Below are 25,417 nucleotides of genomic sequence, written 5' to 3'. Positions count from 1 at the left end.
AATTAATAATCCGTGACAACTATGACAACAAAGAAAGAACTGAGGATAGGATTAATAGGATGTGGTTTTATGGGCAGAACCCATTCCAATGGGTACCTGCGCGTGAAAAACTTTTTCCCGGACCTGGCATATCAACCGGTACTGAAAGCAGTATGTTCCCGTACAGAAAGCAAGGCCAGAGCTTTTGCGGCCCAATGGGGATATGAATCCGTGGAAACGGACTGGAAAGCCCTGATTGCACGCGATGATATAGACGCTGTAGACATTTGTACGCCGAACGACAAACACGCTGAAATAGCCATCGCCGCAGCTGCTGCCGGCAAAATGATCCTCTGCGAAAAACCACTGGCACGTACACTGGAAGAATCGGCCGGCATGGTAGATGCTATTGAAAAAGCAGGCGTGCCCAATACCGTGTGGTACAACTACCGCCGGCTGCCGGCTGTTACCCTCGCCAAGCAGATCATTGACTCCGGCAAGCTGGGTCGTATTTTTCACTACCGCGCCAACTTCCTGCAGGACTGGACCATTAACGCCAACCTTCCGCAAGGCGGTGAAGGCCTCTGGCGCATGGATGCAGACGTAGCTGGTTCCGGTGTTGTGGGCGATCTTCTCTCCCATTGCATTGATACCGCATTGTGGTTGAATGGCAGTATAACCAACGTAACTGCCATGACCGAAACATTTGTAAAAGAACGTGTGCATCAGCTCACCGGTAAAGTGGAAAAAGTAAACATCGACGATGCCTGTTCCTTCCTGTGCCGCTTCAGCAACGGATCTCTCGGCCTCTTTGAATCAACCCGTTACGCACGCGGACATAAAGCATTATATACGTTTGAAATCAACGGCGAAAATGCCTCCATCCGCTGGGACCTGCACGACCTGAACCGGCTGGAATACTTTGATAACGCCGACGCCTCTACGGTGCGCGGATGGCGCTCCATCCATGTAACAGATGGCGATCAGCCTTATATGGACAAATGGTGGGTACCCGGGCTGGGCATCGGTTATGAGCATTCCTTTGTACACCAGGTAGCTGATTTTCTGAAAAGCCTGGAAACCGGCACGCCCTGTTCTCCTACTTTTAAAGAAGCGCTGGAAACGCAAAAAGTGTGTGAGGCCGTACTCGATTCTGCCGCTTCCGGTACATGGAAAGATACCAATGCTGCCTAACTACCGGTAACGGTTATACGCATCATTCTTACTATCTCTCCCGGATATACGAAAAAATATCAAACACTATAAAATATTAACTATGCTGAAAAGAACCAGTGCAATGCTTATCCCGCTGGCCGCAGCCAGCCTGCTGTTTACGACAGCCAGTTGCCAGAATGGCGCGGGCAAAACAGGCGACAGCCATACCGGCGACAGCACAGGTACCGATAAAGGCTTCGTACAGATCTTTGACGGCAAAACCCTGAACGGATGGGTAGGCGATTCTATTCACTGGCGGGCAGAAAACGGTCATATTGTTGGTCAGGTAACTCCCGAAACGTTACTTAAAACTAACACCTTCCTCATCTGGCAGGGCGACCAGCCGGCTGATTTCGAACTCACCTGTGAATTCAAAATCACCAGCGGCGGCAACAGCGGCATCAACTATCGCAGCGTAATGGTGGAGAATGTGCCGCATGCGCTGAAAGGCTACCAGGCCGATATTGATGGCGCCAACCGCTATACCGGTCAGAATTACGAAGAAAGAGGACGTACTACCCTCGCCTACCGCGGACAGAAAACCACCATTCCTGAAGCAACTGACTCGCTGCAGAACGGCGTGAAAAACAACGCCTGGAGCGCCGCCGTGGTGACCGGTTCGCTCGGCAGCTCTGACTCGCTGCAAACATTGATTAAAAGCGAAGACTGGAATAAATGCCGGCTCGTTGTAAAAGGCAACCATCTCCAGCACTATATCAACGGCGTACTGATGAGTGATGTAACCGACAACGACACCGTAAACGGGAAGTCCAAAGGATTCCTGGGCGTGCAGGTGCATGTAGGCCCGCCTATGACAGTGGAATACCGCGATATTATGCTGAAGCGGCTTTAAACGCGGAGGTTGTCTTTCTCAGGATTACGCTGATTTTGCTGATTTTTGGGATTTTGTTTTTTAGGATTTTATTTGATTTTTCTTTTAGGATTTTATTTTTTAGGATTTTATTTTTTTGATTAAACGGCTGTGGCGATGGTATGTTGATGCCATTACTGCAGCCGTTTTTCTTTTACAACAATGGCTTACCGGATACCTCCGTTTTCACTGGCTTTTTATTATTATATTAGCTCCACAAAAACAGGAAACAATGCAATTATCGCTCGCCATCGACATGGACGAAACCATTGCCGACCCGATCAAGAAAGCCAGGGCATGGTACTACAGGGACTTCGGCAAAACATTTACCACAGAGGAGCTGCACGGCAAAACACTATCAGATATTTTGCCGGAAAAACATAAAGCGAAGATTAAGGAATACCTGAATACACCTGGCTTTTTCCGTGATCTGGAAATATTCCCGAACGCAGCGGAAGTAATCAGAGAGCTGAATAAGAAATATAAACTGTATATCGTTTCTGCTGCCATGGAGTTTCCTACCTCCCTGAAAGACAAATACGACTGGCTGCAGGAGCATTTCCCTTTCCTGGAATGGCGGCAGTACTGCCTGTGCGGCGATAAATCCATTGTTCAAACAGACATCATGATCGATGACCTGATCCGCAATTTCAGCAATTTCAAAGGCAGGCCTTTGCTGTATCATGGACATCACAATGTGCATGTAGAAGGCTATGAGCGGATCATGGACTGGGAAGATGCAGCGAAAAAACTGCTGTAGTTAAATGTTTGTACCTTTAACATCCACTTAAATGCCGCTTATATGGGAAAATTTTTTGACGATATTAAGCCCGTACACCAGGACTTTATTGCTGCGCAGAAATTGTTTTTTGTAGCCTCCGCACCGCTGAGTGATCAGGGGCATGTGAACCTCTCACCGAAGGGGCTGGACAGCTTCCGGGTGCTTTCCTCCAGCAAGGTGGCCTATCTCGATATTGTTGGAAGTGGGAATGAAACCTCTGCACATCTCCGTGAAAACGGCCGCATCACCTTTATGTTCTGCGCCTTCGATGGGCCGCCCAATATTTTGCGTTTATACGGTAAAGGCTATACGGTGTTGCCTGGTGATGCGGAATGGCCGGAATTATCAGCCCTGTTTACGATGTTGCCTGCCACCCGCCAGATCATTGTGGCGGATATCCATAAAGTACAAACCTCCTGCGGCTTTGGCGTTCCCTTGTATGAATACACCGGGGAGCGGGATCATGCCGCCAAATGGGCGGAAAAGAAAGGTCCCGAAGGCCTGGAAGCCTATAAAGCCGAGAAGAACCTGGTGAGTATAGATGGATTGCCTACCGAACTGGGCGCATAATCATTAAACAATATTCACCAGCGGGATGATGTATTTGCCGATCAATTCAATGGACTTCAGCAATTTTTCATGGGATAATCCTGCATTGTCCATTTGAAATGTAATCCTGGAGATACCTCCCAGCGCTTCACTGTGGCGAAGGATCTTTTCCGCTACTTCTTCCGGGCCGCCTACCAGCAACGCGCCGGTGGGACCCACCTGGGCATCAAACTGCGCACGTGTAACCGGTGGCCATCCCCGCTCCTTTCCAATCCTTGTAAAAGTTTCGGCATAGCCGGGGAAATAATCGCTGACCGCCTGTTGCCTGTTTTCCGCAACATACCCCAACGAATGCACGCCTACCGCTAATTTATCGGGCGAATGCCCGGCTTTTCTGCCGGCTTCCCGGTAGAGGTCTACCAACGGGCGGAAACGGTGGGTTTCCCCTCCTATAATGGCGACCATGAGCGGTAGTCCCAATGTACCGGCACGGGCAAATGATTGCGGCGTACCACCTACACCCAGCCAAATGGGCAACGGATCCTGTACCGGTCGCGGATAAATAGCAATATTATTCAGCGCCGGCCGGAAACGGCCCTTCCAGGTAACTACTTCATTATCGCGGATATTCAGAAGCAGATCCAGTTTTTCGATGAAGAGTGCATCGTAATCCTGGAGACTATAACCAAAAAGCGGGTATGCTTCAATAAAGGAACCACGGCCTACCACCATTTCGGCGCGGCCACGGGAAATAATATCCAGTGTGGCGAAATTCTGGAATACCCTTACCGGGTCGGCGGCACTGAGCACAGTTACCGCGCTGGACAGGCGGATGTGTTTTGTTCGGGCTGCGGCAGCCGCCAGGATAACGGTGGGCGCGGAATCCAGGAATTCCTTCCGGTGATGTTCGCCAATGCCAAATACATCCAACCCTGCATGATCGGCCATCACTATCCTCTCCAGCAGATCTGCCATTTCATCCATATTACTTTCTGCAGCCGACTTATTATTTAAACCATTCGTGGCGGCAAAGCTATCTATTCCTACTTCCATGACCAGTCCTTTTAGAAATGGTAAATATAAACAATAAAAAAGCCACCAATGGTGGCTTCGATGTATTAAACACTTCAATAAAAAATTAGTTCAGCACGTAATGCGCCAGTACTTTCTGTACCTCGTACACATCCACCGATTTGCTGAATTGCTTTTTGATGCTGGGCAGCTCTTCACCGGAGATCCAGATCTTCAGTTCTGCATCCAGTTCAAAAGTACCGGCTGTTTCCACGCTGAACCTGGAAATGCTTCTGTAAGAGATACTACGGTATTCTGTTTTACTGCCGGTAAGCCCCTGCTTATCGATCAGGATGAGGCGTTTGTTGGTAAATATAAAAGTATCCCTGATCAGTTTAAATCCCAGTTCTACCCGCTCTGAATCGAGCAGCAGTTTGCCGTAATCTTTCGTTAACTGCTCCTGGCTAACGGTGGCTGCATTGCCAATAAGGCCCGAAAAAAATCCCATATTAAACGACATTTGTTGTGGTGATGGGTTACAAGATATTACAAATATTGTAAATAACAGAGCACAATGGCGATAAATTCAGCAATTGCCACCACCCTTTAAGTACGCTTTAACCATGCTTTAAGTGCGCTTCATCTACGCTTCATCCTTGGTATTTCTCACAAGGCCAATACCTGATATGAAGAAGACAATCCCTATAACAGCAGCCACCAGCAGCTGTCGCCATTGCATACTTTGCTGGATAAAACCATAACCGGCATAAATGATACCCACTATCCCCAGGATAGTCAGGATGGTTCCGAAGAGTCGTTTTACATTCATGGCTTATGATATTTGACTGTTAATCAACAATATCTATGCCGTGCACAAAGCTATGTCAGCCGTTTGGGGTTATTGCTGAACATCTGACCGGAACGAAGAAGCTGGCAACCCCTCTGCGTTATAAAGATCTCCCTTCACCCAATTCTTAAATGCGTATCTCACAGTCACCGGCGCTGCTACTGCATCACACTGAATTTTCACCTGGTTGCTGTGAACAATCACCGCTTTAGCCGGATAAAAAATATGATCATTGCCCGCTATTTCAAAATGTTCCAGCGGCTTGTTGTTAGCGGTTAATCCGTGTTTGGCGAAATTGAAATAAAGATAAGCCTGGCTTCCTTTGATCTTCATCTTCCTAAAAACCGGCGAAGCACAGGCAATGCCTTTCTGATGATATGTTTTTGCCAGCGCCCAGTATGAAAGGCGTTGACTCACCACTGTTTTATCCGGCGGGTGGATATATCTTTCTTCACCTGCATCAAGTATCACTGCCATACCCGCGTTGGGAATATCGTTCAGCGCCAGCAATTGCGATTCCCGCAAAATGGCGGGCAACTGTTCATGACGCGGATCAGCATACCCGTAGGGTGCTATCTGCACATAATAAAACGGCAAACGTCCTCCTCCCCATAGCGTTCTCCACTCCTTCACCATCGCCGGTAACAGCCTGCGGTAAAGCAAAGGATGCTCCCTGTTTGATTCTCCCTGGTACCAGATAAATCCTTTTACGGTATAGTTTGAAACCGGCAGGATCATGGAATTGAAAAGAACAGATGGCGCGTGCTCAGGATCCTTCTCCGGATCTTTGATCGTATCCGGCCGGCTGGTAGACCATACCTCCGGGAAACCTGACAATGTTTTTTCACTCATCCAGGATTGTATGGCGGTTCCTCCCCAATAAGTGGCAATGATGCCTATGGGTACGTGTAGCTTTTCATGCAGTATTTTTGCATACTGATACGCAACCGCGCTGAAATCCTTCGCGGTAGCGGTATCTGTGGCCTTCCAGCTGCCGTTGCAATCCGGTAAAGGTACCGGTGATACTATTTTGGGCACCCGGAAAACATGTATATCCGGATGATTGACCGCATCCGCAATAATAACCGCGGCGTTTAAAACCGGCTGTTTATTGTATCCTTTCAACGGCATCTCCATATTGGATTGCCCCGAGCATACCCATACCTCTCCGATCAATACATCTTTCACGCAGATATGTGTTGTCTCACTGCTGAATTCAACGGTGTACGGTCCGCCGGCATGCGGCGTAGGAATATACGCTTTCCATTTCCCGGTGCTGTCTGCAACAACGGTATATCTCCCGGAAGTCCAGCCGGGTGTGATGTTCACCTGACTACCTTTGTCCGCCCATCCCCATAGCACGGCCTTTGAGCGTTGTTGCAATACCATATGGTCACTTATCACTGCAGGCAGTGATAAGTGACCGGCATGCGACTGCGGCAAGGTTCTCAACGGAAAAATGAGCAGTGCTAAAATGTTTAAAAGACCAGTTCTTCCTGACATTGTATTTCTTTCTTCTTCATAAATTTAAACTCCACATTCTTCCCCAGTAAATCAGCAGCCACCTTATTATCCTTAATGCGGACGTTCCTGCACCCTGATAGGAGGAAAGCCGCCTTCCGGTTATGATAAGGCTTATAGTCGTAGCTCCTGATGAGATCATTGTTAACGAACTGCAACCCATTTACCGATTGTGCAAATAGTATGGGATAGTCAAACGCATAAAAACTATTTCCTTCTATCTGTATATTTTTATGGTAAAGCGGTGTGCTGTCGTTCATCACCGGAATTTCCGGGTAAATACTGATCACGGCTTCTGTAAACTGGTAGTCGGAGGTGTTACACGGCGCCAGGAATTTATTTCCTTTTATCAGCAAATCGGTGATAGCGCCGGATTCGTACCAGGAATTTACATCGCCGGCTATCAGGATGGCCGAACCGCTGGAGGCAAAGCTGTTATTTTCAATGATCACCTTTTTAGGCGTGGTTACCAGCAGCCCTCTTGCACGGCAGCTTTCAAAAGCAGTATTCCTTACCGTTACCGCGGGCGTCCAGCTCATATTTTCGAGGCCATCTCCTTCATTCACATTTGCGGGTACTTCGTCCGCCAGGGTGAGTTCAAAATCAGTGGTACTTTTCTTCCGGAACGCTGTTACTTTTCCTTTGCCGGTAGTAGCCAGTGAATGATGATCGATGAATGCAATATGATCACCTGCTTCCGACCACTCCATACCTACGCTCATAGGCTCCATAAAGCGGCATAGCAGCTTATTTCCGGCCAGCTTGCTGATAATGCGCACGTAGGTACCGTGCACGTTAATGGGATCATCCATCAGGCCGCCAAAGCGACAGCTGTCTACGTTGATATTACCGCGGCAATTAGAGAAGTGTAGTCCATCATCATGACCGCTGAAATATCTTCCCTTTGCTATATTTGGAACAATGGAGATGTTTTTAAAAGTAAGATCCGCTGTGTACTGCGACAGTATCCCTAACCCTGCGCAATGGTAACCTGTCACCTTTTCCATTAAAATATTATCGCTGTGCGTTACAAAGATCATGGCATGATCGCGGCTGTTGTGCCGCAACACCAGGATGTTTCCGGGCGAAGGCTTCCGCCGGAAGGGATAATGCAACCGCACCACACCGTTGTCCATTGCGGTGGCTTTATATCCCCGCCAGCCCGGCCCCAGGGCGCTGGGATCATCGCCGGTTCTGTAAGCAATAAGATGCGTATCCTTTTCGTACTCCATAACACCGGTGATTTTACCACTCCAGCCTTCGGCGGCAAACAGCAGCTGCCCGTTTACAATAGTGTAGGGATATTGCGCCGTATCTATACGTACATCGATATACGCAGCGGTAGTATCTGTTACAACCGCCTGCGCTGTTAAGGGAAACTCCCAGTCGATGGAAAAATGACGGAGTGTAATATGGCTGCTCCGTTCAATGGTGAACGGCTGAATGCGGCCATGATACACAAATTCCGATCCGGCGCCTTCTATCACCAGCTTCTTAAATCCCGCTATCATGATGGCGTTATACTTCGGGTTGATATCCGATGTATTGGATTCATAGTACACTTTTTTTACCGCGTGCTGCGGCCAGAAATCGTAACGGCCTGCCGGGAAAAACAGCATCGGGTTGTCTTTTTGCCGGCAGGCTTCCAGCGCGGCCTGCACGGCGGCTACCGCGTCGGCGCGACTGCCCGGCCGTGCGCCGAAGCTGGTTACGTACACGGTGTCATAGGCAGCATCGGCATACGTGTATTGAGACAACAATATCACGGCCAGTAAAAGATATATCCTGTTTAAATAGCTATGCATGATGCGGAAAATTAGTAGCCGGGATTTTGTTTCAGTTTCGGATTCAGATCAATTTCTCCCTGTGGAACCGGCCAGAGATAAAGGGCATCCACGAAATGGCGGACATCGAGTTGCTGCCCCGTCATCGTTTTAATTACGGCGCCATCCATCAGCTCTTTGGCAATACCCCAGCGGCGGATATCAGAATAGTAAATACCTTCAAAGGCCAGTTCTATCCTTCTTTCGTGGCGGATAATATCACGCATTTGTTCCTTTGTTTTACCGGCGGGGATAGCAGGCATGTCTACCCCTTTTCTTGCCCTCACCTGGTTGATGGCATTATACACAGCGGCATCCGGGCCGTTTGTTTCATTCTCTGCTTCTGCATACAGCAGCAGTAAATCGGCATACCGGAACACGATATAGTTCAGCGGGGAATCCCCCCAATTGTAGCCATCTACCGTTAATACATGTTTCCTTGGCAGGTAGCCGATGAAGGTTGATTTTGCGCCGCCCACTTTGATATTATCATAGGCAATCCCTTTCCATACGGAGCCGGGGCGGATAATGGTATAATCCAGCCGCGGGTCCCTGTCTTTAAACGGATTGGCAGGGTCAAATCCCGAAGCAGGATCGGTGATCATCTTCCCGTTCTTCATCTCATAACTGTTTACCAGATCCTGTGTGGGATATGCCTGGTCCCAGCCTTTTCCGAAAGAGCTCTGGGGGCCCATAAATCCATCGAGCGGACTGCCTTCTCCTAATCCCGGCGCGGCATACTGCACATCAAATATTACTTCTGCATTGTTTTCCGCCGCCACATCTGTGAACATGGCTTCGTAGTTATCATACAGGCGGTACTGGCCTTTGTCGATGATCTGTTTGGCTACTGCAGCTACCTGTTGATATTGTTTTGCCAGCAACAGCGCTTTGGCTTTGAGCATGAGCGCAGCGCCCTGTGTAGCCCTGCCGGTGTTGGCTTTATCATAAACTGCCGGCAGCGATTTCACGGCTTCATCACATTGTGCTTCTACAAAGGTCAGTACTTCTTCGCGGGTATTTCTACCGGGAAGCTCTGCTCCGAGTTGAAGGGTATGCTCAATCAAAGGCACCCCTCCGTAATAGTCGGCCAGGTTGTAATAAAACAATGCGCGTAAAAACTGCGCCTCTCCCAGCAGCCGTCCCTTCAGGGCTTCATCCATTTTTATACCCGGTATTTTTTCCAGTGCCAGGTTCGATTTATAGATACCATTGTACAGCTGCACCCACTTATCATTTACCGGTGTAATGAGTGTAGGCAACAGGTTGCCTTTGGAGATACCGCCATATCCTTCGAGGTAGTCGCTCCAGATCCAGGCGTTGGGCGTCATTCCATCTGTCATGGGGTTGTAGCCATAGATCTGGTAGTTGTGCTGCATCTGCTCATAAATAGCGGTGATGCCGGAAAGCGCGTCTGCATCGGACTTCCAGAAGTTCGTATCTGAAAGCTGATCGGAGGGTTTCGAATTCAGGAAATCTTTTGTGCATCCTGCCAGCAGGATTATATAAAGCGCAAGTGTTAATTTTTTCATGGTACACTAGTTTAAAATGAGGCATTTATTCCCAAAGAGAAAGTGCGCACATTTGGATTCTCAATCTGGTAATCGGTGTAGTTACCTGTTTCCGGGTCCAGTCCATTATATTTTGTCCAGGTAAAAGGATTCTGCGCATCCGCGTACACCTGTATCCCTGAAATAAATGATTTCTTCAGCCAGCCAGCCGGGAAATTATAGGAGAGCTGCATATTTTTTACTCTCAGGAAAGAACCGTTTTGTACCCAGAAGGAAGATGCCTGCGTATTGTCGCTGTTGCTGTCCGTTGTTAACCGTGGAATATCGCTGTTGGGGTTATCTGTTGACCATGCGTTCAGGAAATAGGAATTGATTTCCCGGCCATAACGTACCGCGCTGGTGTACCACAGGTTCTGGTAATACCTTTTCACACCGGCGATGCCCTGGAATAAAACAGAAAAGGAAACACCTTTGTATCCCGCCTGCAGGGTAAGACCATACGTGTATTCAGGAATTACGCTTCCCAGGTAGGTCCGGTCGCTGCCATTGATAACACCATCCTGTTTTACGTCCGCGTATTTAAGATCGCCGGGTTTGTTGCTACCCGATAGTTTTTGTTTGGCCCAGTTATCAATATCGTGTTGATTTTTGAAAGTGCCCTGCGCCTGGTAGCCGTACAATGCGCCGATAGGCAGCCCCTGTTTGATAATAGAGTTATTGCCGATACTTTGTATTACATCGGGATTACCCTGGAAACGCAGCACCTCATTGGAGTTATGGCTGAAGTTACCGCTAACGGCGTATTGGAAAGACCCTACAGTATTTTTATATCCGAGTGCCGCTTCCCATCCCCTGTTTTGCACTACTGCCACGTTTTGGTAGGGCGGGGTAAGCGCGCCGTATAATGATGACAGTGGCAGCTGTACCAGGATGTTGCTGGTGCGGCGGTTGTACCAGTCGAACGTAATATCAAAATGTTCCCTGAACAGGCTGATGTCGGCGCCGATGTCTGTAGTAGCAGTACTTTCCCAGGTGATATCCGGGTTAGGTAATGCCTTTGGCGCTAAACCTGCTGACAGGCTGTTGCCGAAAATATAGTTCTGTCCCGCAGCATACAGGCCCATGTATTGATACAGCCCGATATTCTGGTTACCCAGTTTTCCCCATGATCCCCTGATCTTGATATCATCTACAAAAGACAGGTCGGCGTTACGGAAAAAGTTTTCCCTGCTTAGCCGCCATGCGCCTGAAAACGACGGGAATATTCCCCAGCGGTTACCGGCGGCAAAGCGTGACGATCCGTCGTAGCGCAGGTTTGCCTCCAGCAGGTACTTTTCTTTGTAGTTGTAGTTCACGCGTCCGAAGTAGGATGACAATGCATAGGAAGATGAAGTGCCTCCGACAATGGGCTGCGACAGGCCCGCGCTCAGTTCCCAGGTATCATTGGAAGGAAAGCCCTGTACACTGCCGGAGAACCAGGCATTCCGGCTGGTTTCCCTGCTGGCGCCCAACAACACGGACAGGTGATGATCTTCTGCAAATGTTTTATCGTAGTTGAGCGTTGTATAAAAAGTAAGTGCGAGACTGTTATCATTTCTTTGATACAATGTAGAAGGAACGGAAGCATTGCTTACGGTTACTTCATCCTTCTGGAAGTTCCAGAGATTCTGCACAGCGCCGGAATATTTGTATTGCTTGCTTTCCTTGTTATATATTTCTGCGCTGCCGTTTACCTGCCATTTCAGGTCTTTCATAATTTCCCATTCGCCGTATAACTTGGCGAAAGAGTATTGGCCCACCTGCGGATAAAACCAGGTATCCATGTACTGCTGCGGGTTAATGGCATTGGGACTTTCATCATCTGTGTTCCTGCCACCGTATCTTGTTACGCCGTCTTTCGTCATGGTGGGTGTTACACCCGGTACGGAGTTGGCGCTGTAATATAACAGGGTGGTCACATCAAAGGGTTCGTTCACCTTATTCCAGTAAGAATTCAGGTTGGCGCCAATTTTTATCTTATCACTTATTTTGTGGTCCAGGTTCAGGCGCAGGGTATACTTGGTAGCGTCTGTGGACTCCATGATCCCTTTGTTATAGAGATATCCCATGGAGAGATAATAGTCTGTTTTCTCGTTTCCCCCGCTCACAGACAGGTTATGCCGGGTGATAATGCCCTGGCCGAAGATCACATCCATCCAGTTGGTATTGGGAAACAATACCGGATCGGTGGCATTTTTCCAGGCGTCGATAGTAGCGGGCTTGAACAGGTCTGTATTATCCGGGTTATCCGCTTTCTGGATGCGGTTCATGAGCCGCATGTAGGTAACGTAGTCGGTAACCGGTTCAAAGAGATGCGTGGCTTTTTGTACGCCGGCAGATCCGTTGTAGTTGATCACCGTTTTCCCTTTTTTGCCTTTTTTTGTGGTAACGAGGATAACCCCGTTCGCCGCGCGGGAGCCATAGATGGCAGCGGAGGCCGCATCCTTCAGGATGGAGATACTGGCCACATCGTTGGGGTTCAGGTTATTCAGCGAACCTACGATACCATCAATGAGTACCAGGGGATCTGAATTATTGAGCGTGCCTACGCCACGGATGCGCAGCACGGCGCCATCGCGGCCCGGCTGACCGGAAGTTTGCGATACAGAAATACCCGCGGCGAGCCCGGACAACGCCTGTGATACATCTGTAATAGCGCGGTTTTGCAGCTGCTGATCGTAGTTAATGGAAGATACAGAACCGGACAGGTCTTCTTTACGTTGTGTGCCATAGCCTACCACTACTACTTCACTGAGGCCGGTATTGGAAGGTGAAAGCACAATATTCACCGTTGTTTGCCCGGCCAGTGGTACTTCTTTCTTTATATAACCCAGGTATGAAAATACCAGCACGGCATTGTCTGGTGCGCTCAGGCTGTAGTGGCCTTTTTCATCCGTAGCAATGCCTGTGGAAGTCCCTTTTACCTGGATGGTAACACCCGGTAGTGGTTTCCCGGTGACAGCGTCGGTAACTGTTCCGGTCACATTGGCTGCAACAGGCAATACCGGCGCCTTTGGCTTTACGATAATGATTTTCTCCTGTATGGCATAATCGAGCGGCTGATGAGCGAAGCAGATATCCAGTACATCGCGGAGTGCCGCGTTCTTTACATCGAGCGTTACAGGCACCACCTGTTGCAGGTCTTCGCTGGTATAAATAAAGTTATAGCCGGTCTGACTCCGGATTTCAGTAAAGATTTCCTTTAAAGAGATGTTCCTGCCGGATATGGTTACCTTTTGAGCGCGGGCGGTAGCACATACCTGCAGACATGCAGCGAGCAATACAATAGCTGTGAGTTGCATAACCTTTGCAGTTAAGGAATTGAGAAGGCACAGGAGTCCCCTGCCTTTGAAATGAGCATTCAAATACATACATTTGATTTGGGATAAAAGATTACGGTTACCAGAAAGAATTGTTTTCTTTTGCCTTACTGACCGGGAGCATTAGGCCGCTTCCGGTTTTTTTGGCTGTTGTTACAGTCAGCTGTTCATAACTAGTGTTTTAAGGTGTGACAATTATTTTTCCATTGTTCATTGTAAAGTGTACTCCGCCTGTTTTTTCGAGTACTTCCAAAACGGTTGATACATTCACATCGCGTGGGATGGAGCCGGTAAAATGACGTTGGATATTACCCCGGATCTCCGCAGCTATATTATATTCTCTTGACAATTGCCGCATTACGGTATGGATATCATCCTGTTCAAACCAGAAGAGGCGGTTTTTCCAGGCCATCACTGCATTCAGGTCGGCGTTTTTCATCACGTGGATATTCCCCTGGCGGCGGAGCTGCGCCTGTTCCCCTGGTTGCAGCAACGCGGTGGTATTGCCGCCGGTTACCCTTACAGCGCCTTCCAGCAGGGTGGTATTGATGACTGCCTCATCTTCATACGCCATGATATTGAAATGAGTTCCGAGCACCGTTACCTGCAGGTTATTCACGGTTACTAAAAAAGGTTTGTCTGCGTTTTTCGCCACCTCGAAGTAGGCTTCCCCGGTTAATGTTACCTGCCGTTGCGCGCCCGTGAACGCTGCCGGGAAACGCAAGGTAGACGCGGCATTCAGCCATACCTTGGTACCATCCGACAAGGTTACCTGGTATTGCCCGCCGCGTGGCGTGATGATGGAATTATACAGCGGTTCAGCAGACGCCCCTGCCGCGGAACTGTACACCAGGCTTCCGCCGGCAGACTGGATGATTTGTGTTTGCCCCTGGTGGGTAAGCAAGCCGCTGGAAACGCTGTCTAATGTAACAGACGCACCATTTGCCAGGATGAGGATGGCTTTTTTCTTACCCGGTGCGGCATCATTCCCGGGGGTACGCGCAACAGCGTTGTGCGCCACCGGCCTTGTATCAGGAGAACGGGAATACCAGCGCCACACCCCTCCCGCCAATAACAGGGAAACTACTGCGGCAGCCACCTGGTAAGGCAGCCATCTCCGTGCTTTTACTTTGTGCATTGGCAGCGGTGGCGTGATCCGGGTACTTACCGCATCGATCACGTCCTTGTGCATAGCATACAGCGCATCTTCCTCCAGGTGGTCATCGGTGGCCACCTGGTTGATCATCTCCGAAAATATTTCCCGGTATGCATCCTTCTCCGCATACTCCATCAACAGGATGATTTCATCTTCGCTGCAGCGGTTTTCCAGAAATCTGGCAAATAATTCTTTTAAAAAAGATTCATCAGGATCTTGGTTCATATCAGCTAATACGAACGGGCGAAGATTTACATTTACCCGGAAGGAAAAAAAATTTATCAGCGCAGGATCAGGTACGCCAGCAATATGCCGGCAACGTCGCGGTTGGCCATTAACTTCTTTTGTATAGTGCTGGTAGCCTTTACGATCTGGCTGTTGACCGTGGCGGGGGAAATGCCCAGCAACTCGCTTACTTCTTTATAGGTTCTGTTTTCCAGTTTGCAAAGCGTAAATATGATTTTACGCTGGGGAGGAAGATCGTTTATGGCAGCCTGTATGAGGTGCATGGTTTCCTTTTCGTGCAGCCATTCTTCTGTGTGCAGGTAATACTCCTGCGCGGCAGCCAGCAACTTATCCATGAGCAGCTTGTCCCGCTTCACTTTCCGGTAAAAATCGATCACCAGGTTGTTAGCGGTGGTAAACAGGTAGGAACGGAAAGATTTTTCGGGGTCAATGGTATCATGCCGGAGCCAGATGTTTACAAACACCTGTTGCAACAACTCCTGCGCAAGGTCAGCCGATTTGACCAGTTTCAATAAATTGCCGTAAATACGTGGACTGTAATGATAATAAAGGGCATGAAATGCCTTTTCATCCCCCAGGGAAACGCTGGCAAGGAGCTCTTTTTCATTGTATAACTGAACGAATGACAAACGTACCGGTTTAATTACAGAGCATAAATTTAATGAAAAACCGGTATGGGATGTATTAATTTTAGGTTTCGTTATTCCACATGAAATACTTCTTCCATACCCGACCAGGTTTCTCCTGTTGCGGCTGCATCCGGTAAAGGAAGCTGACAGGGAGCCGTTACTTTCCACCATTGTTGTGTTGTGCTGTCCTGTTTCATTTTCTCCATATCTCCTTTAAAATCTGTACCGGTATATTCAAAATAGCTGAACAAAAACCAGTGGTCATTTATATTTTTCAGGTAGATGGAATAGTTGTGGATATGACATGCTTCAATCATCTTCAGCACATCCGGCCATACTTTGGCATGCAGTGATTTGTATTCGGCTATTTTCTCCTGCCGGAGGCCTGTAACCATTCCGTAACGGCTGTTGTGACGGGGCGCGTCTTTACAGGAAAATAAGAACAGTGACGTCAACAGCAGCAAGTGGTGAATTTTCATAATCGTGGTTTGGTTACGAAGATAGCGGGCATCGGGGAATGATAGGGTGGTTTCTTTGACTTATTTCAGCACGATATTGACTATTGTTATTAATTCGTTAAGCTGATGTGATGCCGAGGAATGGAGGGAAATGAGGGAAATGAGTCTTCTTTACAGAAACAAAATGCCTGTGGCTACATCATGCTTCTTTTTATATTTTCATCTCCCTATTCTCCATTTCACTGGCAAACACCGTTCGCCTGCTAATACCTGTCGAAGTAGCCTATTTACAGGAACCTAAACTCTACTATGAGGAATACCGGATAGGTTACGAGGAAGAAAACAGGGAGAGAATTGAGGTAGATGCGTTAATAAAAGCTTCCTATATAAATGAACTTGAGGAAGCTGTAAGAGTCAATAACGAAATATTTAAGCGAAAGGGATTATTTTACTACAGAGCTTTTACTTTTGCAATTTTAGCAAGCGTTCCATATCTGTTATGCATTGGTTTTCAAATTGCTATTAAGGATGACAAGGTGCAAAAGGTAAAAATTGTGAATAATTTCAGTACCTTTAACAAAACTCAATACATGGCAAAAGATTCCAATAAAACACACCAAAGCAGCGCCACCACAACAAAACTACCGGGTGTTGATAATAGCCAGGTAAGACCATCCAAACCTCAATTAATTAAGGAGAATTTTCAAATTGATTCCGTAAAAGCTAAAACAACTAAAAGGTAGTTCAAAGAGCACTCTTATTCTCCTCAAATATCTCCTTAAAACTCTTATTCTTCTGTTTTTGAATAACTGCGGAAAACCTTGTGTCTAAAACTGATTATCATCTTCTGTTAAGTCCTGCGTCAGCATTGCCGCTACTTTCAATACCTGCTGCTTTGCTTTTTTCAACGTTTTATCACCTGATGCGGTGAGCTTGAATAGCTTTACCTGTCTGTCTTCCTTATCTGTATATTCATTAATCAATACACGCTTCTTTAATCTGCCGGGAATATTGCTGTCAATCTATAAAAGAAGAGACGCTGACCGGCAGCGTCTCTTCTTCATCATAAATTAATTCATTTATCAGAGCTTAATCACCTTAAATGTGATCGCCTTAAATTGATTTTCAAGTTTAAGCAGGTAAGTACCTGCCGGCAGTGAACTGATGTTCTGGCTGATGCGTGTTTGTCCTTTGCTGATGCGCCAGTATTTAACCACAGCACCGTGCATGTCAAGCACAGAAAGCATGGTATACACCGGTTCTTTCAATTCCAATGTCAGTTGTCCTGTTGTTGGATTGGGATAGAAGATCACCTTTTGGGCGTCTGCTGATGCTGGTTCCGGCGCATATTTTACATCGCTGTAAGCCATGCGAGCAGAAGAAGAATCGAGGGGTGCCACCGGGCAGTTATCGATGCTGAACCAGTTGAACTTAAAGGTACCGGATGTGGCATGAATACCTGTATAGCTCAGTGCCGGCAACGTAATGGTATCGGTGATGGTTTTCCATACTCCTCCTGTTGATGGCAGGGTAATGCTGCCAAAATTATAACTGCTGTGCCCTATCCATATCACCGACGGCGCTGTGGAAGACACCCGGAAGCTAATGGTATACTTTCCGGCTGCAGGCACATTCAGGGTGTTGTAAGCAAACCAGTCGCCCCCATATATATTGGTAAAGTTCTGCCCGCCACCAACATCCGTGCAGGCTTGCAGGATTGGCCTGGTAGAGCGGTTGGAGGCACTTTCTGCCTCATACTTATTATTAACTGAACAGAAATTGCCAACACTCGCTACGGCTGTCGCGCTGATAGAATCACGGGATGCAGTAAGGGTGAAGGTACCTGTTGTATTACCAGCCGTGAAAACGCCCGTTGGGCTGATCGTATTACCGGCGCCGGTAGTGGTCCATACAGGCGTAAAGGCAAAGAGGCTGTCGCGCTGATCATAGCCTTTAGCAGTAAACTGTTGTGATGCGCCAAACGGTACAGCAGCCGTATCCGGTGTAAGTGTAATACGCGTTAACCGGGGCGCAGCAATTACATGCGCGCTGGCTGTATCGCTGATAGTTCCTGCAGTAGCCGTAATGGTATAATCACCCACCACATTCGCCTGGAACAAGCCGGATGCACTGATGCTGTTGCCGGTGCCGGAAACGGACCAAACCGGGTTTACAGTGAACACGCTGCTGTCCTGTCCGTAGCCGGAAACAGTATACTGCTTTGTGGCGCCGGTAATCAATGTTGCCGTATCCGGTTTAACCGTAAGCCGTGCCAGTGAAATAGAATCGGCGCGGATAAAACGCAGCCAGTTAAAGTTCCAGCCATCTTTACCCGCCTGGATCCTGATCGTTTTTTGTCCGGGTGACAGGTGTATAGGCGCCGACGTTACAGTGATCCAGTTTTGCCAGCCGCCGCTTGCGGGCAGGCTTACCGTTTGCAGGGTGGCTGTGTCCAGCATCACCTTCAGGCTGGCAGCCGAGTTGACGGCCACACGGAACTGGATCCGGTATTCACAGTTGTTGGGTGGTACACTGATATCATATTCCAGCCAGCTACTGGCTCCAATGTAGCTTACATTCAGCCCGCCACCGGTATCTGATGTGGACTCGGTGCAGCATACATTGCTGTTGCCAAAATTCTCTGCCTCTATTTTTGCGGGTATCGGTGTATAGTTGGCGGATCGCCGGTTAGCAATAGCCACGCCCGTTTTGGTGACGCTGTCTACTGTTATGGTAGCGGTAATTTTAGCCGTATCGTTCAGTGTGGCAAGCCCGCCTGTTGTAATGCTGTTACCGCTGCCGGTAACACTCCACACCGGCGTAACCGACATCACACGCCCGTTCTGGTCCAGCGCTTTGGCAACGTATTGCTGCGTTTTGCCGGGAAGGAATGTCAGTGTGGCGGGTGTTACCATCACGGAGTCCAGTATGGGTGTACCTAATCCTTTCTGGGAAATACGCACATAATCCACCATCATACTATCCGGCCAATCTGCATCCACAATACTGCCTCCCATGCCACCGCCGACGGCAACGTTCAGTATCAGGAAAAATTTCTGATCAAAGGGCCAGTCTTTCCAGTCGGTATGCGGATTCGGGTACGTCAGCACTTTGACGCTGTCGTACAGAAACCGGATGGAGTCCGCGCCCCATTCCATACTATACACATGGTACGTGGTATCTGCGTCAGGCAGTTTTTTAGAAGCGGATACCTGGCCGCCGTTTGTCCAGTTATGGTTTTGCGTGTGCACGGTAGACAGTACCGTACCAAAGTTATTACCTACATGTTCCATTACATCCAGCTCGCCGCTTTTAGGCCAGCCGCCATAAACGCTGCTGGTGGGCATCAGCCAGATAGCCGGCCAGGAGCCGCGTGCACGGGGCAACCGGGCACGTACATCTACCCTGCCATACAGGAAATCCATTTTGCCTTGTGTAATAAGACGGGCAGATGACCAGGGCTCAGTAGTATTTCCATTAGGAAAATCCTTTTTCCCTTTGATGATCAGCTTACCGTTTTTCACACGCGCATTGTCGTGTGTGGTATCTGTATACACCTGCTGTTCGCCGTTAATCCAGCCTTTGGGCTGCGGATCTACTTTCCATTTGGTAACATCCGGTACGCCGTCAACATTAAATTCATCATTGAAGATAACCGTCCAGTTAGGATTTCCTTCAAATACAACATTGCCTCTTACATTGTACGCAGTGGTGTTGGCGTTTACCAGTTCCGTTCCGGAAACCGTCAGCTTTAAAATAGCCCGGGAGTAATTAGCTGCTGAATTGCCGCTGAGCGTAACCCGCGCAATGGAATCATTTACCCGTTGCACATTACCGATAGTAACGCCGGGAGGCAGGTTGGTGGCGGTCCAGTTGGTGGCAGTGAGTACAGAATCGAATACCCCTCCCCGCAGGGTGGCGGTGAGTACTGCGCCATTTTCCTGCCCCATTAAAATACTTGTATCTTTTACGGTGATGCCAGTGGGATTAGGACCTTGTACCAGGTCGAAGTACAGGATACCATTGGCTTTCTTGCCATCGATATAATGTACTTCGATGCGGTTAAAATCTGTCCGTTGTTTTACGCTCTGGAAATTAAATGTTGCTTCTTCCCATTGATTGATCTGGGTTACCTTGTAAGTAAAGTACACCGCTTTGGAATAGTTGTCGCCGGGTTGCAGCTTAAACATGATCTCATCTTTCGTACTGGCATACACCAGCATCTTAAAGGTGCTGTTGGTGGAGAGATCGAAGGAATCCGTAAGACTGCTCCCTGCACTCATGTATTCAAAGCAGGAGGTATCCTTTATGAACTTGGCTACCAGCGGGCTGGTATTCAGCCCGGATACACTCGGGTTAGGCACGCCGAACTGCACCTTCCCCGTAGTGGTATTGCCGGCGTAGTAAGTCCACCTGCCGGAGCAGGGGCCACTACCTTCCATGTTATCTAAAAGCAGGTATTGCGCCTGGAGCGGGCCACACAGGAACACGCCAAGCAGCAACACTAAAAGTGTTGAGATGTTTTTCATAACGCTTCATTTAGGATGAGTAACTGTGGATTTATAAATTCGGATTTACCAATGCATCTACACCGGGTATAGGCAACCAGTAATCTGCCTGGGTGATGGCCGCAGCAGGCTGCAGGTCACCGGGATCTTTACCGGCGTTGGCAGCAGCTACCTGGTCCAGCCGCACCAGGTCGAACCAGCGGCTCCACTCACCTGCAAATTCCCAGGCCCTTTCATTTACAACAGCTGCGGCAAAGTCGGCGCCCGACAGGTTGGCCGCCAGCGGCGCTAATCCCGCCCTGTCACGTACCGCATTGATGGCTGCATAAGCTTCGTTATTGGGCGTGCCTGCTGCGCGTGCCTGCGCCTCTGCATAGATGAGCAATACGTGCGCATAGCGGATCATGATCACGGGGTTGTTCGACATGTATACTGCCTTATCCCCGTCCTGCTGGATCGTGAATTTTTTATAGTAAGGATGTTTGGTGGTGGTTTGCTGCCAGGGAATGGTATTGCCGCCTACTACAAACTCCGTGGAAAAAGTAGCGTCTTTCCGTTTACCGGCAGGGAAGTTATTGAAGAACTTCAGCTCAGGAAAGAAATCACTCCAGCCGCCTTCATTTTCCGGCATGGTAGAAAGACCGTAAAAGGAATTGTAGGTAGACCATTGCCCGCGGGTGAAAAGCGTGAACACGTCTTCCTTTGTACCACCCACGAAGATCTTTAAAAAGCCATCCTGGAAAAGATCGAAGCCATACGTTGCTTTATTGTCTATTACTTCTTTTGCCTTGGCTGCCGCCAGCGCATATTTCGACTGATCCTTCAGCGGCCATCCGGCTTCTGTAAGGTATACATCTGCCAGCAGTGCTTTCACGGAACCTTTGTTGGGTCTTCCCGGATCGCGTTTTTTGTTGGGCACCCATGCTTCTGCACGGGCCAGATCTTCTTCTATCAATTTATATACATCGGCAGGTTTACTTTTTTTGAGGGTAAGCAATTCAGGAGAATAAACTTCAGACGGGATGATCGGCACTTCTCCCCAGAAGCGGGTGAGCCAGTAATAACACAGGGCCCGCAGGAAGCTGGCTTCTCCCACAATGGTTTGTGTTTTCGTTGCATCGCCATCCGTTACCCGTGAATAGTTGTTGATGATGTTGGTGGTAGACTGGATGGTTTTATAACAGCCCAGCCAGATGGGTGTCATCCTGCCGTTCAGCGAGGTAACATTGAAGCGGTCAAATTCGCGGAACTCTTCTTTATTGGAGCCGGGATGTGTGGTGAGATCATCGGCGCCCATCGTCATGGCGATCTGCGACACGCTGGTGAACCCGCTGGTCCATGGCACCATTAAGCTGCCATATGCGCCGGTAAGCGCTGATTCAAGTCCTGCCTGGCTGCTTAATGCCTCCGCTCCTCCTACCAAACCCCTCGGATCTTCTGTGAGTTCTTTGCTGCAACCCGCTGCGAATAACAACGTGGCTGCGAGAAATATCTTTTTCATGTGGAATCGTTTAGTCATGTACGTTATTATTTAAAAACTGAGCGTAACGCCTCCGGTAATAGTTTTAACATTGGGATAAGAACCGAAATCTATCCCCTGGCGGATATCTCCATCGGCGGAATTGGATTCGGGATCAATGCCGCTGTAATCAGTGATGGTAAACAGGTTGGTAGCATTCACAAACACTTTGATACCGAGGGCATTTTTCAGTTTTGACTTTGGTATGTCGTAAGACAGTCCTACATTTTTAAGACGCAGGAAATCTGCTTTTTCCAGGAAGCGGGTACTTTGTGTGAAGTTCCTGTTGGTGGTACTGAAGGCAGGAATATCTGATGTTTCGTTCACGCCCGGAATATACCTGTCTTTAATTTGAGCCAGTGTGGCTTCCCGTGCATCTCCGCCATAGTACATGGCTGCAGCGTTATTATAATTTAATTTATCAAATCCGAAAAGTCCCTGGAAAAACAGGTTTAATGTAAATGCTTTGTAGGTAACCGTATTATTCCAGCCGATGGAAGTTTTTGGAATCCCTGTACCGATCACGCCATAGTCATTGGCATCTATCTTTCCGTCGCTGTTAATATCAAGGTATTTTGAATCGCCTGGTTTAGCGCCAAAATCCGCGGCCTTTGCATCGCCTGGTTTCCAGGTGCCCAGGTAAGTGAGGCCCCAGATAGCACCCAGCGGCTGTCCCGGCATTACAACGAATTCGGGTTGCTGTGACATACCACCTCCAATTTTGCGGGTATTGGGATCAAAGATCATCGTTTTACCAGCGCCGATATATATTACCTTATTCTTGATAAAAGAAACATTCACTGAGCTATTCCAGTTTACGGCGCTTTTATCAATTACAGCAGCTTCTACGGACAATTCCCAACCTTTATTCTGCACAGTACCAACGTTCCGGGTAATGGTGTTATTACCCAGGTAAAGCGGCAACGTTTCGTTCAGCAACAGGTCGCGGGTATCTTTTATAAAGTAGTCTGCCGTCAGGCTAATCCTGTTGTTTAAGAATCCAACATCCAGTCCCACATTTTTTTGCTCGGTGGTTTCCCACTTCAGATCGGGGTTACCAATATTACCCATGATGATACCGGTCAGGAAAGTGGAGTTGGTAAATGAGGCCACCCTGTTGGAATAAGCCGAATAAGTAACGTAGGGAGCTACGCCCTGGTTACCTGTAAGTCCCCAGCTACCACGCAGCTTCAGGTTACTGAGCGCTGGCATCTCCTTCATAAATGGTTCATTCGAAATCACCCAACCTGCAGACACGGAAGGGAAATAGGCGAACCTGTTATCACCACGGAACTTGGAAGAACCATCACGACGCAGCGCAGCCGACACCAGGTATTTATCTTTATAACCATAGTTAACACGGCCTACGAGGGAAAACAGGGCCCATTTGGAATAGCCGGAACCAGGATTTCCCGGAGTACCCTGCGTAAGGTTATTCCACTGGAAGTTTTCGTAAGTAAGATTGGAGGCGCCGGCAGATACATAATTATAAGTAGACTGCTGGTATTCCATTACCGCGGTTACATCAAGACTATGCACCTCATTAAATAACTTCCGGTAGTTTAATGTGTTGGTATTCTGGAGCGTGATCTCTTTGTTGGACCGGATACTGCTGGTTGCAGAGCCTGAGTTGGTGATCTTTCCGCCGAAACTTTTGTTCTCGTATCCCAGGTAGTTCGCGCCATATTGCAGGTGATAGCTCAGCCCTGGCAGGATCTCGAAGCGGAAACCTCCTATCAGGTTAGCCAGCATCCTTTCCGTTACTGCGAGCCGGTCGACGGTTAATGCCACCGGGTTGAAAAAGAGGGAACCCACCGGGTCGTTGGGTGTGTAGGTGCCGTCGGCTTTTCTTACCGGCACTGTAGGCGACCAGGTGATGGCCTGCGCCAGTGGGCTGCTGGGGCCATCGGCGGGGATATCTACATTCTGCGCGGTACTGTAGGAGCCGGTGATGTTAAGCGTGGCAGATACCCTGTCCGAAAGACGCGAATTGATGTTGGATCTTACCGTATAGCGTTTGTAAGAAGAGTTATTGATTACGCCATCCTGATTCAGGTAGTTGCCGGAAATAAAATAACCGGATTTGTCGTTACCGCCTGCGAGGCTCAATAAATACTCCTGGCTGGGCGCCGCCCTGAAAATTTCATCCTGCCAGTCAGTGCCGCCATTGGTGCGATAACCTGCCACCTGCTCATCTGTAAATGGCTTCGTGGTACCTACCGCCGTCGCGTGTGCGTTGGCTGTTTCCGCAAAATCACCGGCATTCAGCAGGTCCATTTTTTTAATAACGGTAGAAGAAGAAAAACGGCTGGTGAGATTCACTTTTAATGCGCCTTTGCTGCCTTTCTTCGTGGTAACAATAATAACGCCGTTAGAACCACGGCTACCGTAAATAGCAGTGGCAGATGCGTCTTTCAACACCTGGATGGATTCAATATCATCCGGGTTGATCGAAAAAAATTCAGCTCCTACAAAACCGTCCACAACGTATATGGGGCCATTGTTGCTGGTAATGGAGTTGGCGCCGCGGATACGGATCCTGACAGCACCACCAGGAGAACCAGCCGCATTGGTTACCTGTACGCCGGCTGCCCTGCCCTGTAATACCTGGTCCAGGCGATTCACGGGCTGGTCTTTAAACGATTCCGCGGTAACCGTGGTAATAGCATTGGTAAGCTCCACCCGCCTTTGTACGCCATAACCTACTACTACCAGCTCATTCATGCTGGAAGCGCTGGATTGGAGTACAACCGGCAGTTCGCTTTTAGCGCCTACCGGTACCTCCTCTTTAATATAACCAATGGATGAAACAATCAATATTGCATTTTCGGTGGGTACTGTAATGGCGTACTCGCCGTTTTCATTTGTTACCACACCCTTGTTGGTACCTTTCACCTGCACCGTCACACCGGGCAGGGGTTCTCCTTTCGCGTTGGTGATACGTCCCTTTATTTCCTTATCCGGCGGCGCGTTTGCGGGTATCACCGGCGCGTCTTTCCGTTTAATCACAATCACCTTATCTGTGATCGTATAAGTGAGCGGCTGATCCATAAAACAGGCATCCAGCGCTTCTTTCAGGGAAGCATCTTTCAGTTGCAGGCTTACTTTACTGATGTGAAGCAGTTGTTCATCGGTATACAAAAAAGTATACCCCGTTTGCTTCCTGATCTCTTTAAAGGCTTTGTCCAGGGATATGTTACGTTGCGATAGGGTAACTGTTTGTGAATACCCGGCTGCGTGTACCTCCAGTAGGGTAATGGTCATCAAAAGCACCGTTAATTTCATAATCAGGAACGTTTTTACTGATAATCGTGGAAATTTTTTGACCCACGCAGGGCTTGGTTGCCCGCTTTGGGAAAAAAGCGTCAATAGCATACATTTGTGTAGTTTGGGTTGATAATGATAATTGTCGAAAGCGATTTTAATTACAAGCC

Annotated in this window: 19 protein-coding genes; 5 read left to right on the top strand and 14 right to left on the bottom strand. The window is 48.5% G+C overall.

Annotated features, from left to right (window positions below):
* Positions 1-21: 21 nt before the first annotated feature.
* The 4 genes from AB6805_RS18150 (at position 22) to AB6805_RS18135 (ending at position 3,416) form a co-directional block, all read left to right on the top strand.
* Positions 22-1,173 carry a Gfo/Idh/MocA family protein gene (locus AB6805_RS18150; protein WP_370910864.1) on the top strand — a complete coding sequence of 384 codons (1,152 nt, stop codon included), beginning with the start codon at positions 22-24 and terminating at the stop codon, positions 1,171-1,173.
* An 82-nt stretch (positions 1,174-1,255) separates the two neighbouring features.
* The gene (locus AB6805_RS18145) at positions 1,256-2,047 is read left to right on the top strand and encodes a DUF1080 domain-containing protein (RefSeq protein WP_370910863.1); all 792 of its coding nucleotides are present in this window, start codon (positions 1,256-1,258) and stop codon (positions 2,045-2,047) included.
* A gap of 250 nt (positions 2,048-2,297) precedes the next feature.
* Positions 2,298-2,825, top strand: a complete 528-nt coding sequence (locus AB6805_RS18140) for a 5'(3')-deoxyribonucleotidase (protein ID WP_370910862.1) — start codon at positions 2,298-2,300, stop codon at positions 2,823-2,825.
* 42 nt (positions 2,826-2,867) lie between these two features.
* Positions 2,868-3,416, top strand: a complete 549-nt coding sequence (locus AB6805_RS18135) for a pyridoxamine 5'-phosphate oxidase family protein (RefSeq protein ID WP_370910861.1) — start codon at positions 2,868-2,870, stop codon at positions 3,414-3,416.
* A gap of 3 nt (positions 3,417-3,419) precedes the next feature.
* Here AB6805_RS18135 and AB6805_RS18130 read toward each other — a convergent pair whose 3' ends face one another.
* From AB6805_RS18130 to AB6805_RS18085, 10 genes are all read right to left on the bottom strand, one after another.
* Positions 3,420-4,448, bottom strand: a complete 1,029-nt coding sequence (locus AB6805_RS18130; RefSeq protein ID WP_370910860.1) for an LLM class flavin-dependent oxidoreductase — start codon at positions 4,446-4,448, stop codon at positions 3,420-3,422.
* Between the two features lie 85 nt (positions 4,449-4,533).
* On the bottom strand, positions 4,534-4,914 hold the full coding sequence (locus AB6805_RS18125; protein WP_370910859.1) for a PH domain-containing protein: 381 nt from the start codon (positions 4,912-4,914) through the stop codon (positions 4,534-4,536).
* A gap of 135 nt (positions 4,915-5,049) precedes the next feature.
* Entirely contained in the window at positions 5,050-5,235 is a 186-nt protein-coding gene (locus AB6805_RS18120) for a hypothetical protein (protein WP_370910858.1), read from the bottom strand.
* A gap of 69 nt (positions 5,236-5,304) precedes the next feature.
* Positions 5,305-6,756, bottom strand: coding sequence for a sialate O-acetylesterase (locus AB6805_RS18115; protein WP_370910857.1), 1,452 nt, complete (start codon positions 6,754-6,756; stop codon positions 5,305-5,307).
* Positions 6,732-8,579, bottom strand: coding sequence for an alpha-1,3-galactosidase B (locus AB6805_RS18110; protein ID WP_370910856.1), 1,848 nt, complete (start codon positions 8,577-8,579; stop codon positions 6,732-6,734). The genes AB6805_RS18115 and AB6805_RS18110 overlap by 25 nt, the downstream gene beginning before the upstream one ends.
* 11 nt (positions 8,580-8,590) lie before the next feature.
* Positions 8,591-10,129, bottom strand: coding sequence for a RagB/SusD family nutrient uptake outer membrane protein (locus AB6805_RS18105; RefSeq protein WP_370910855.1), 1,539 nt, complete (start codon positions 10,127-10,129; stop codon positions 8,591-8,593).
* A gap of 11 nt (positions 10,130-10,140) precedes the next feature.
* Positions 10,141-13,449, bottom strand: a complete 3,309-nt coding sequence (locus AB6805_RS18100) for a TonB-dependent receptor (protein ID WP_370910854.1) — start codon at positions 13,447-13,449, stop codon at positions 10,141-10,143.
* Between the two features lie 199 nt (positions 13,450-13,648).
* On the bottom strand, positions 13,649-14,848 hold the full coding sequence (locus AB6805_RS18095) for a FecR family protein (protein ID WP_370910853.1): 1,200 nt from the start codon (positions 14,846-14,848) through the stop codon (positions 13,649-13,651).
* A gap of 56 nt (positions 14,849-14,904) precedes the next feature.
* Positions 14,905-15,498: an RNA polymerase sigma factor gene (locus AB6805_RS18090; protein ID WP_370910852.1), complete on the bottom strand. Its 594-nt coding sequence runs from the start codon at positions 15,496-15,498 to the stop codon at positions 14,905-14,907.
* Positions 15,499-15,569: 71 nt separating this feature from the next.
* Positions 15,570-15,977: an L-rhamnose mutarotase gene (locus AB6805_RS18085; RefSeq protein WP_370910851.1), complete on the bottom strand. Its 408-nt coding sequence runs from the start codon at positions 15,975-15,977 to the stop codon at positions 15,570-15,572.
* 569 nt (positions 15,978-16,546) lie between these two features.
* Between AB6805_RS18085 and AB6805_RS18080 the strand changes: the two genes are divergently transcribed.
* Complete coding sequence (locus tag AB6805_RS18080; RefSeq protein ID WP_370910850.1) at positions 16,547-16,699, top strand: hypothetical protein; 153 nt, start codon at positions 16,547-16,549, stop codon at positions 16,697-16,699.
* An 84-nt stretch (positions 16,700-16,783) separates the two neighbouring features.
* Here AB6805_RS18080 and AB6805_RS18075 read toward each other — a convergent pair whose 3' ends face one another.
* From AB6805_RS18075 to AB6805_RS18060, 4 genes are all read right to left on the bottom strand, one after another.
* Complete coding sequence (locus tag AB6805_RS18075) at positions 16,784-16,939, bottom strand: hypothetical protein (RefSeq protein ID WP_370910849.1); 156 nt, start codon at positions 16,937-16,939, stop codon at positions 16,784-16,786.
* A 99-nt stretch (positions 16,940-17,038) separates the two neighbouring features.
* Positions 17,039-20,485: a carbohydrate-binding protein gene (locus tag AB6805_RS18070; RefSeq protein ID WP_370910848.1), complete on the bottom strand. Its 3,447-nt coding sequence runs from the start codon at positions 20,483-20,485 to the stop codon at positions 17,039-17,041.
* Positions 20,486-20,516: 31 nt separating this feature from the next.
* The gene (locus AB6805_RS18065; RefSeq protein ID WP_370910847.1) at positions 20,517-21,965 is read right to left on the bottom strand and encodes a RagB/SusD family nutrient uptake outer membrane protein; all 1,449 of its coding nucleotides are present in this window, start codon (positions 21,963-21,965) and stop codon (positions 20,517-20,519) included.
* A 30-nt stretch (positions 21,966-21,995) separates the two neighbouring features.
* Entirely contained in the window at positions 21,996-25,268 is a 3,273-nt protein-coding gene (locus AB6805_RS18060; protein ID WP_370910846.1) for a TonB-dependent receptor, read from the bottom strand.
* Between the last annotated feature and the right edge of the window lie 149 nt (positions 25,269-25,417).

Origin of the sequence: Chitinophaga sp. RCC_12, assembly GCF_041360695.1 — a bacterium.
GTDB lineage: Bacteria > Bacteroidota > Bacteroidia > Chitinophagales > Chitinophagaceae > Chitinophaga.
Note: the sequence above shows the minus strand (reverse complement) of the source record. Positions and strands in the feature narration are given on the sequence as shown.

What these genes read in the sequence shown, in the direction of transcription:
- AB6805_RS18065 (WP_370910847.1), bottom strand. Translation starts at nt 21,965, where the DNA reads ATGAAAAAGATATTTCTCGCAGCCACGTTGTTATTCGCAGCGGGTTGC.
- AB6805_RS18085 (WP_370910851.1), bottom strand. Translation starts at nt 15,977, where the DNA reads ATGAAAATTCACCACTTGCTGCTGTTGACGTCACTGTTCTTATTTTCC.
- AB6805_RS18130 (WP_370910860.1), bottom strand. Translation starts at nt 4,448, where the DNA reads ATGGAAGTAGGAATAGATAGCTTTGCCGCCACGAATGGTTTAAATAAT.
- AB6805_RS18120 (WP_370910858.1), bottom strand. Translation starts at nt 5,235, where the DNA reads ATGAATGTAAAACGACTCTTCGGAACCATCCTGACTATCCTGGGGATA.
- AB6805_RS18140 (WP_370910862.1), top strand. Translation starts at nt 2,298, where the DNA reads ATGCAATTATCGCTCGCCATCGACATGGACGAAACCATTGCCGACCCG.
- AB6805_RS18105 (WP_370910855.1), bottom strand. Translation starts at nt 10,129, where the DNA reads ATGAAAAAATTAACACTTGCGCTTTATATAATCCTGCTGGCAGGATGC.
- AB6805_RS18135 (WP_370910861.1), top strand. Translation starts at nt 2,868, where the DNA reads ATGGGAAAATTTTTTGACGATATTAAGCCCGTACACCAGGACTTTATT.
- AB6805_RS18145 (WP_370910863.1), top strand. Translation starts at nt 1,256, where the DNA reads ATGCTGAAAAGAACCAGTGCAATGCTTATCCCGCTGGCCGCAGCCAGC.
- AB6805_RS18115 (WP_370910857.1), bottom strand. Translation starts at nt 6,756, where the DNA reads ATGTCAGGAAGAACTGGTCTTTTAAACATTTTAGCACTGCTCATTTTT.
- AB6805_RS18110 (WP_370910856.1), bottom strand. Translation starts at nt 8,579, where the DNA reads ATGCATAGCTATTTAAACAGGATATATCTTTTACTGGCCGTGATATTG.
- AB6805_RS18080 (WP_370910850.1), top strand. Translation starts at nt 16,547, where the DNA reads ATGGCAAAAGATTCCAATAAAACACACCAAAGCAGCGCCACCACAACA.
- AB6805_RS18060 (WP_370910846.1), bottom strand. Translation starts at nt 25,268, where the DNA reads ATGAAATTAACGGTGCTTTTGATGACCATTACCCTACTGGAGGTACAC.
- AB6805_RS18095 (WP_370910853.1), bottom strand. Translation starts at nt 14,848, where the DNA reads ATGAACCAAGATCCTGATGAATCTTTTTTAAAAGAATTATTTGCCAGA.
- AB6805_RS18070 (WP_370910848.1), bottom strand. Translation starts at nt 20,485, where the DNA reads ATGAAAAACATCTCAACACTTTTAGTGTTGCTGCTTGGCGTGTTCCTG.
- AB6805_RS18150 (WP_370910864.1), top strand. Translation starts at nt 22, where the DNA reads ATGACAACAAAGAAAGAACTGAGGATAGGATTAATAGGATGTGGTTTT.
- AB6805_RS18100 (WP_370910854.1), bottom strand. Translation starts at nt 13,449, where the DNA reads ATGCAACTCACAGCTATTGTATTGCTCGCTGCATGTCTGCAGGTATGT.
- AB6805_RS18125 (WP_370910859.1), bottom strand. Translation starts at nt 4,914, where the DNA reads ATGGGATTTTTTTCGGGCCTTATTGGCAATGCAGCCACCGTTAGCCAG.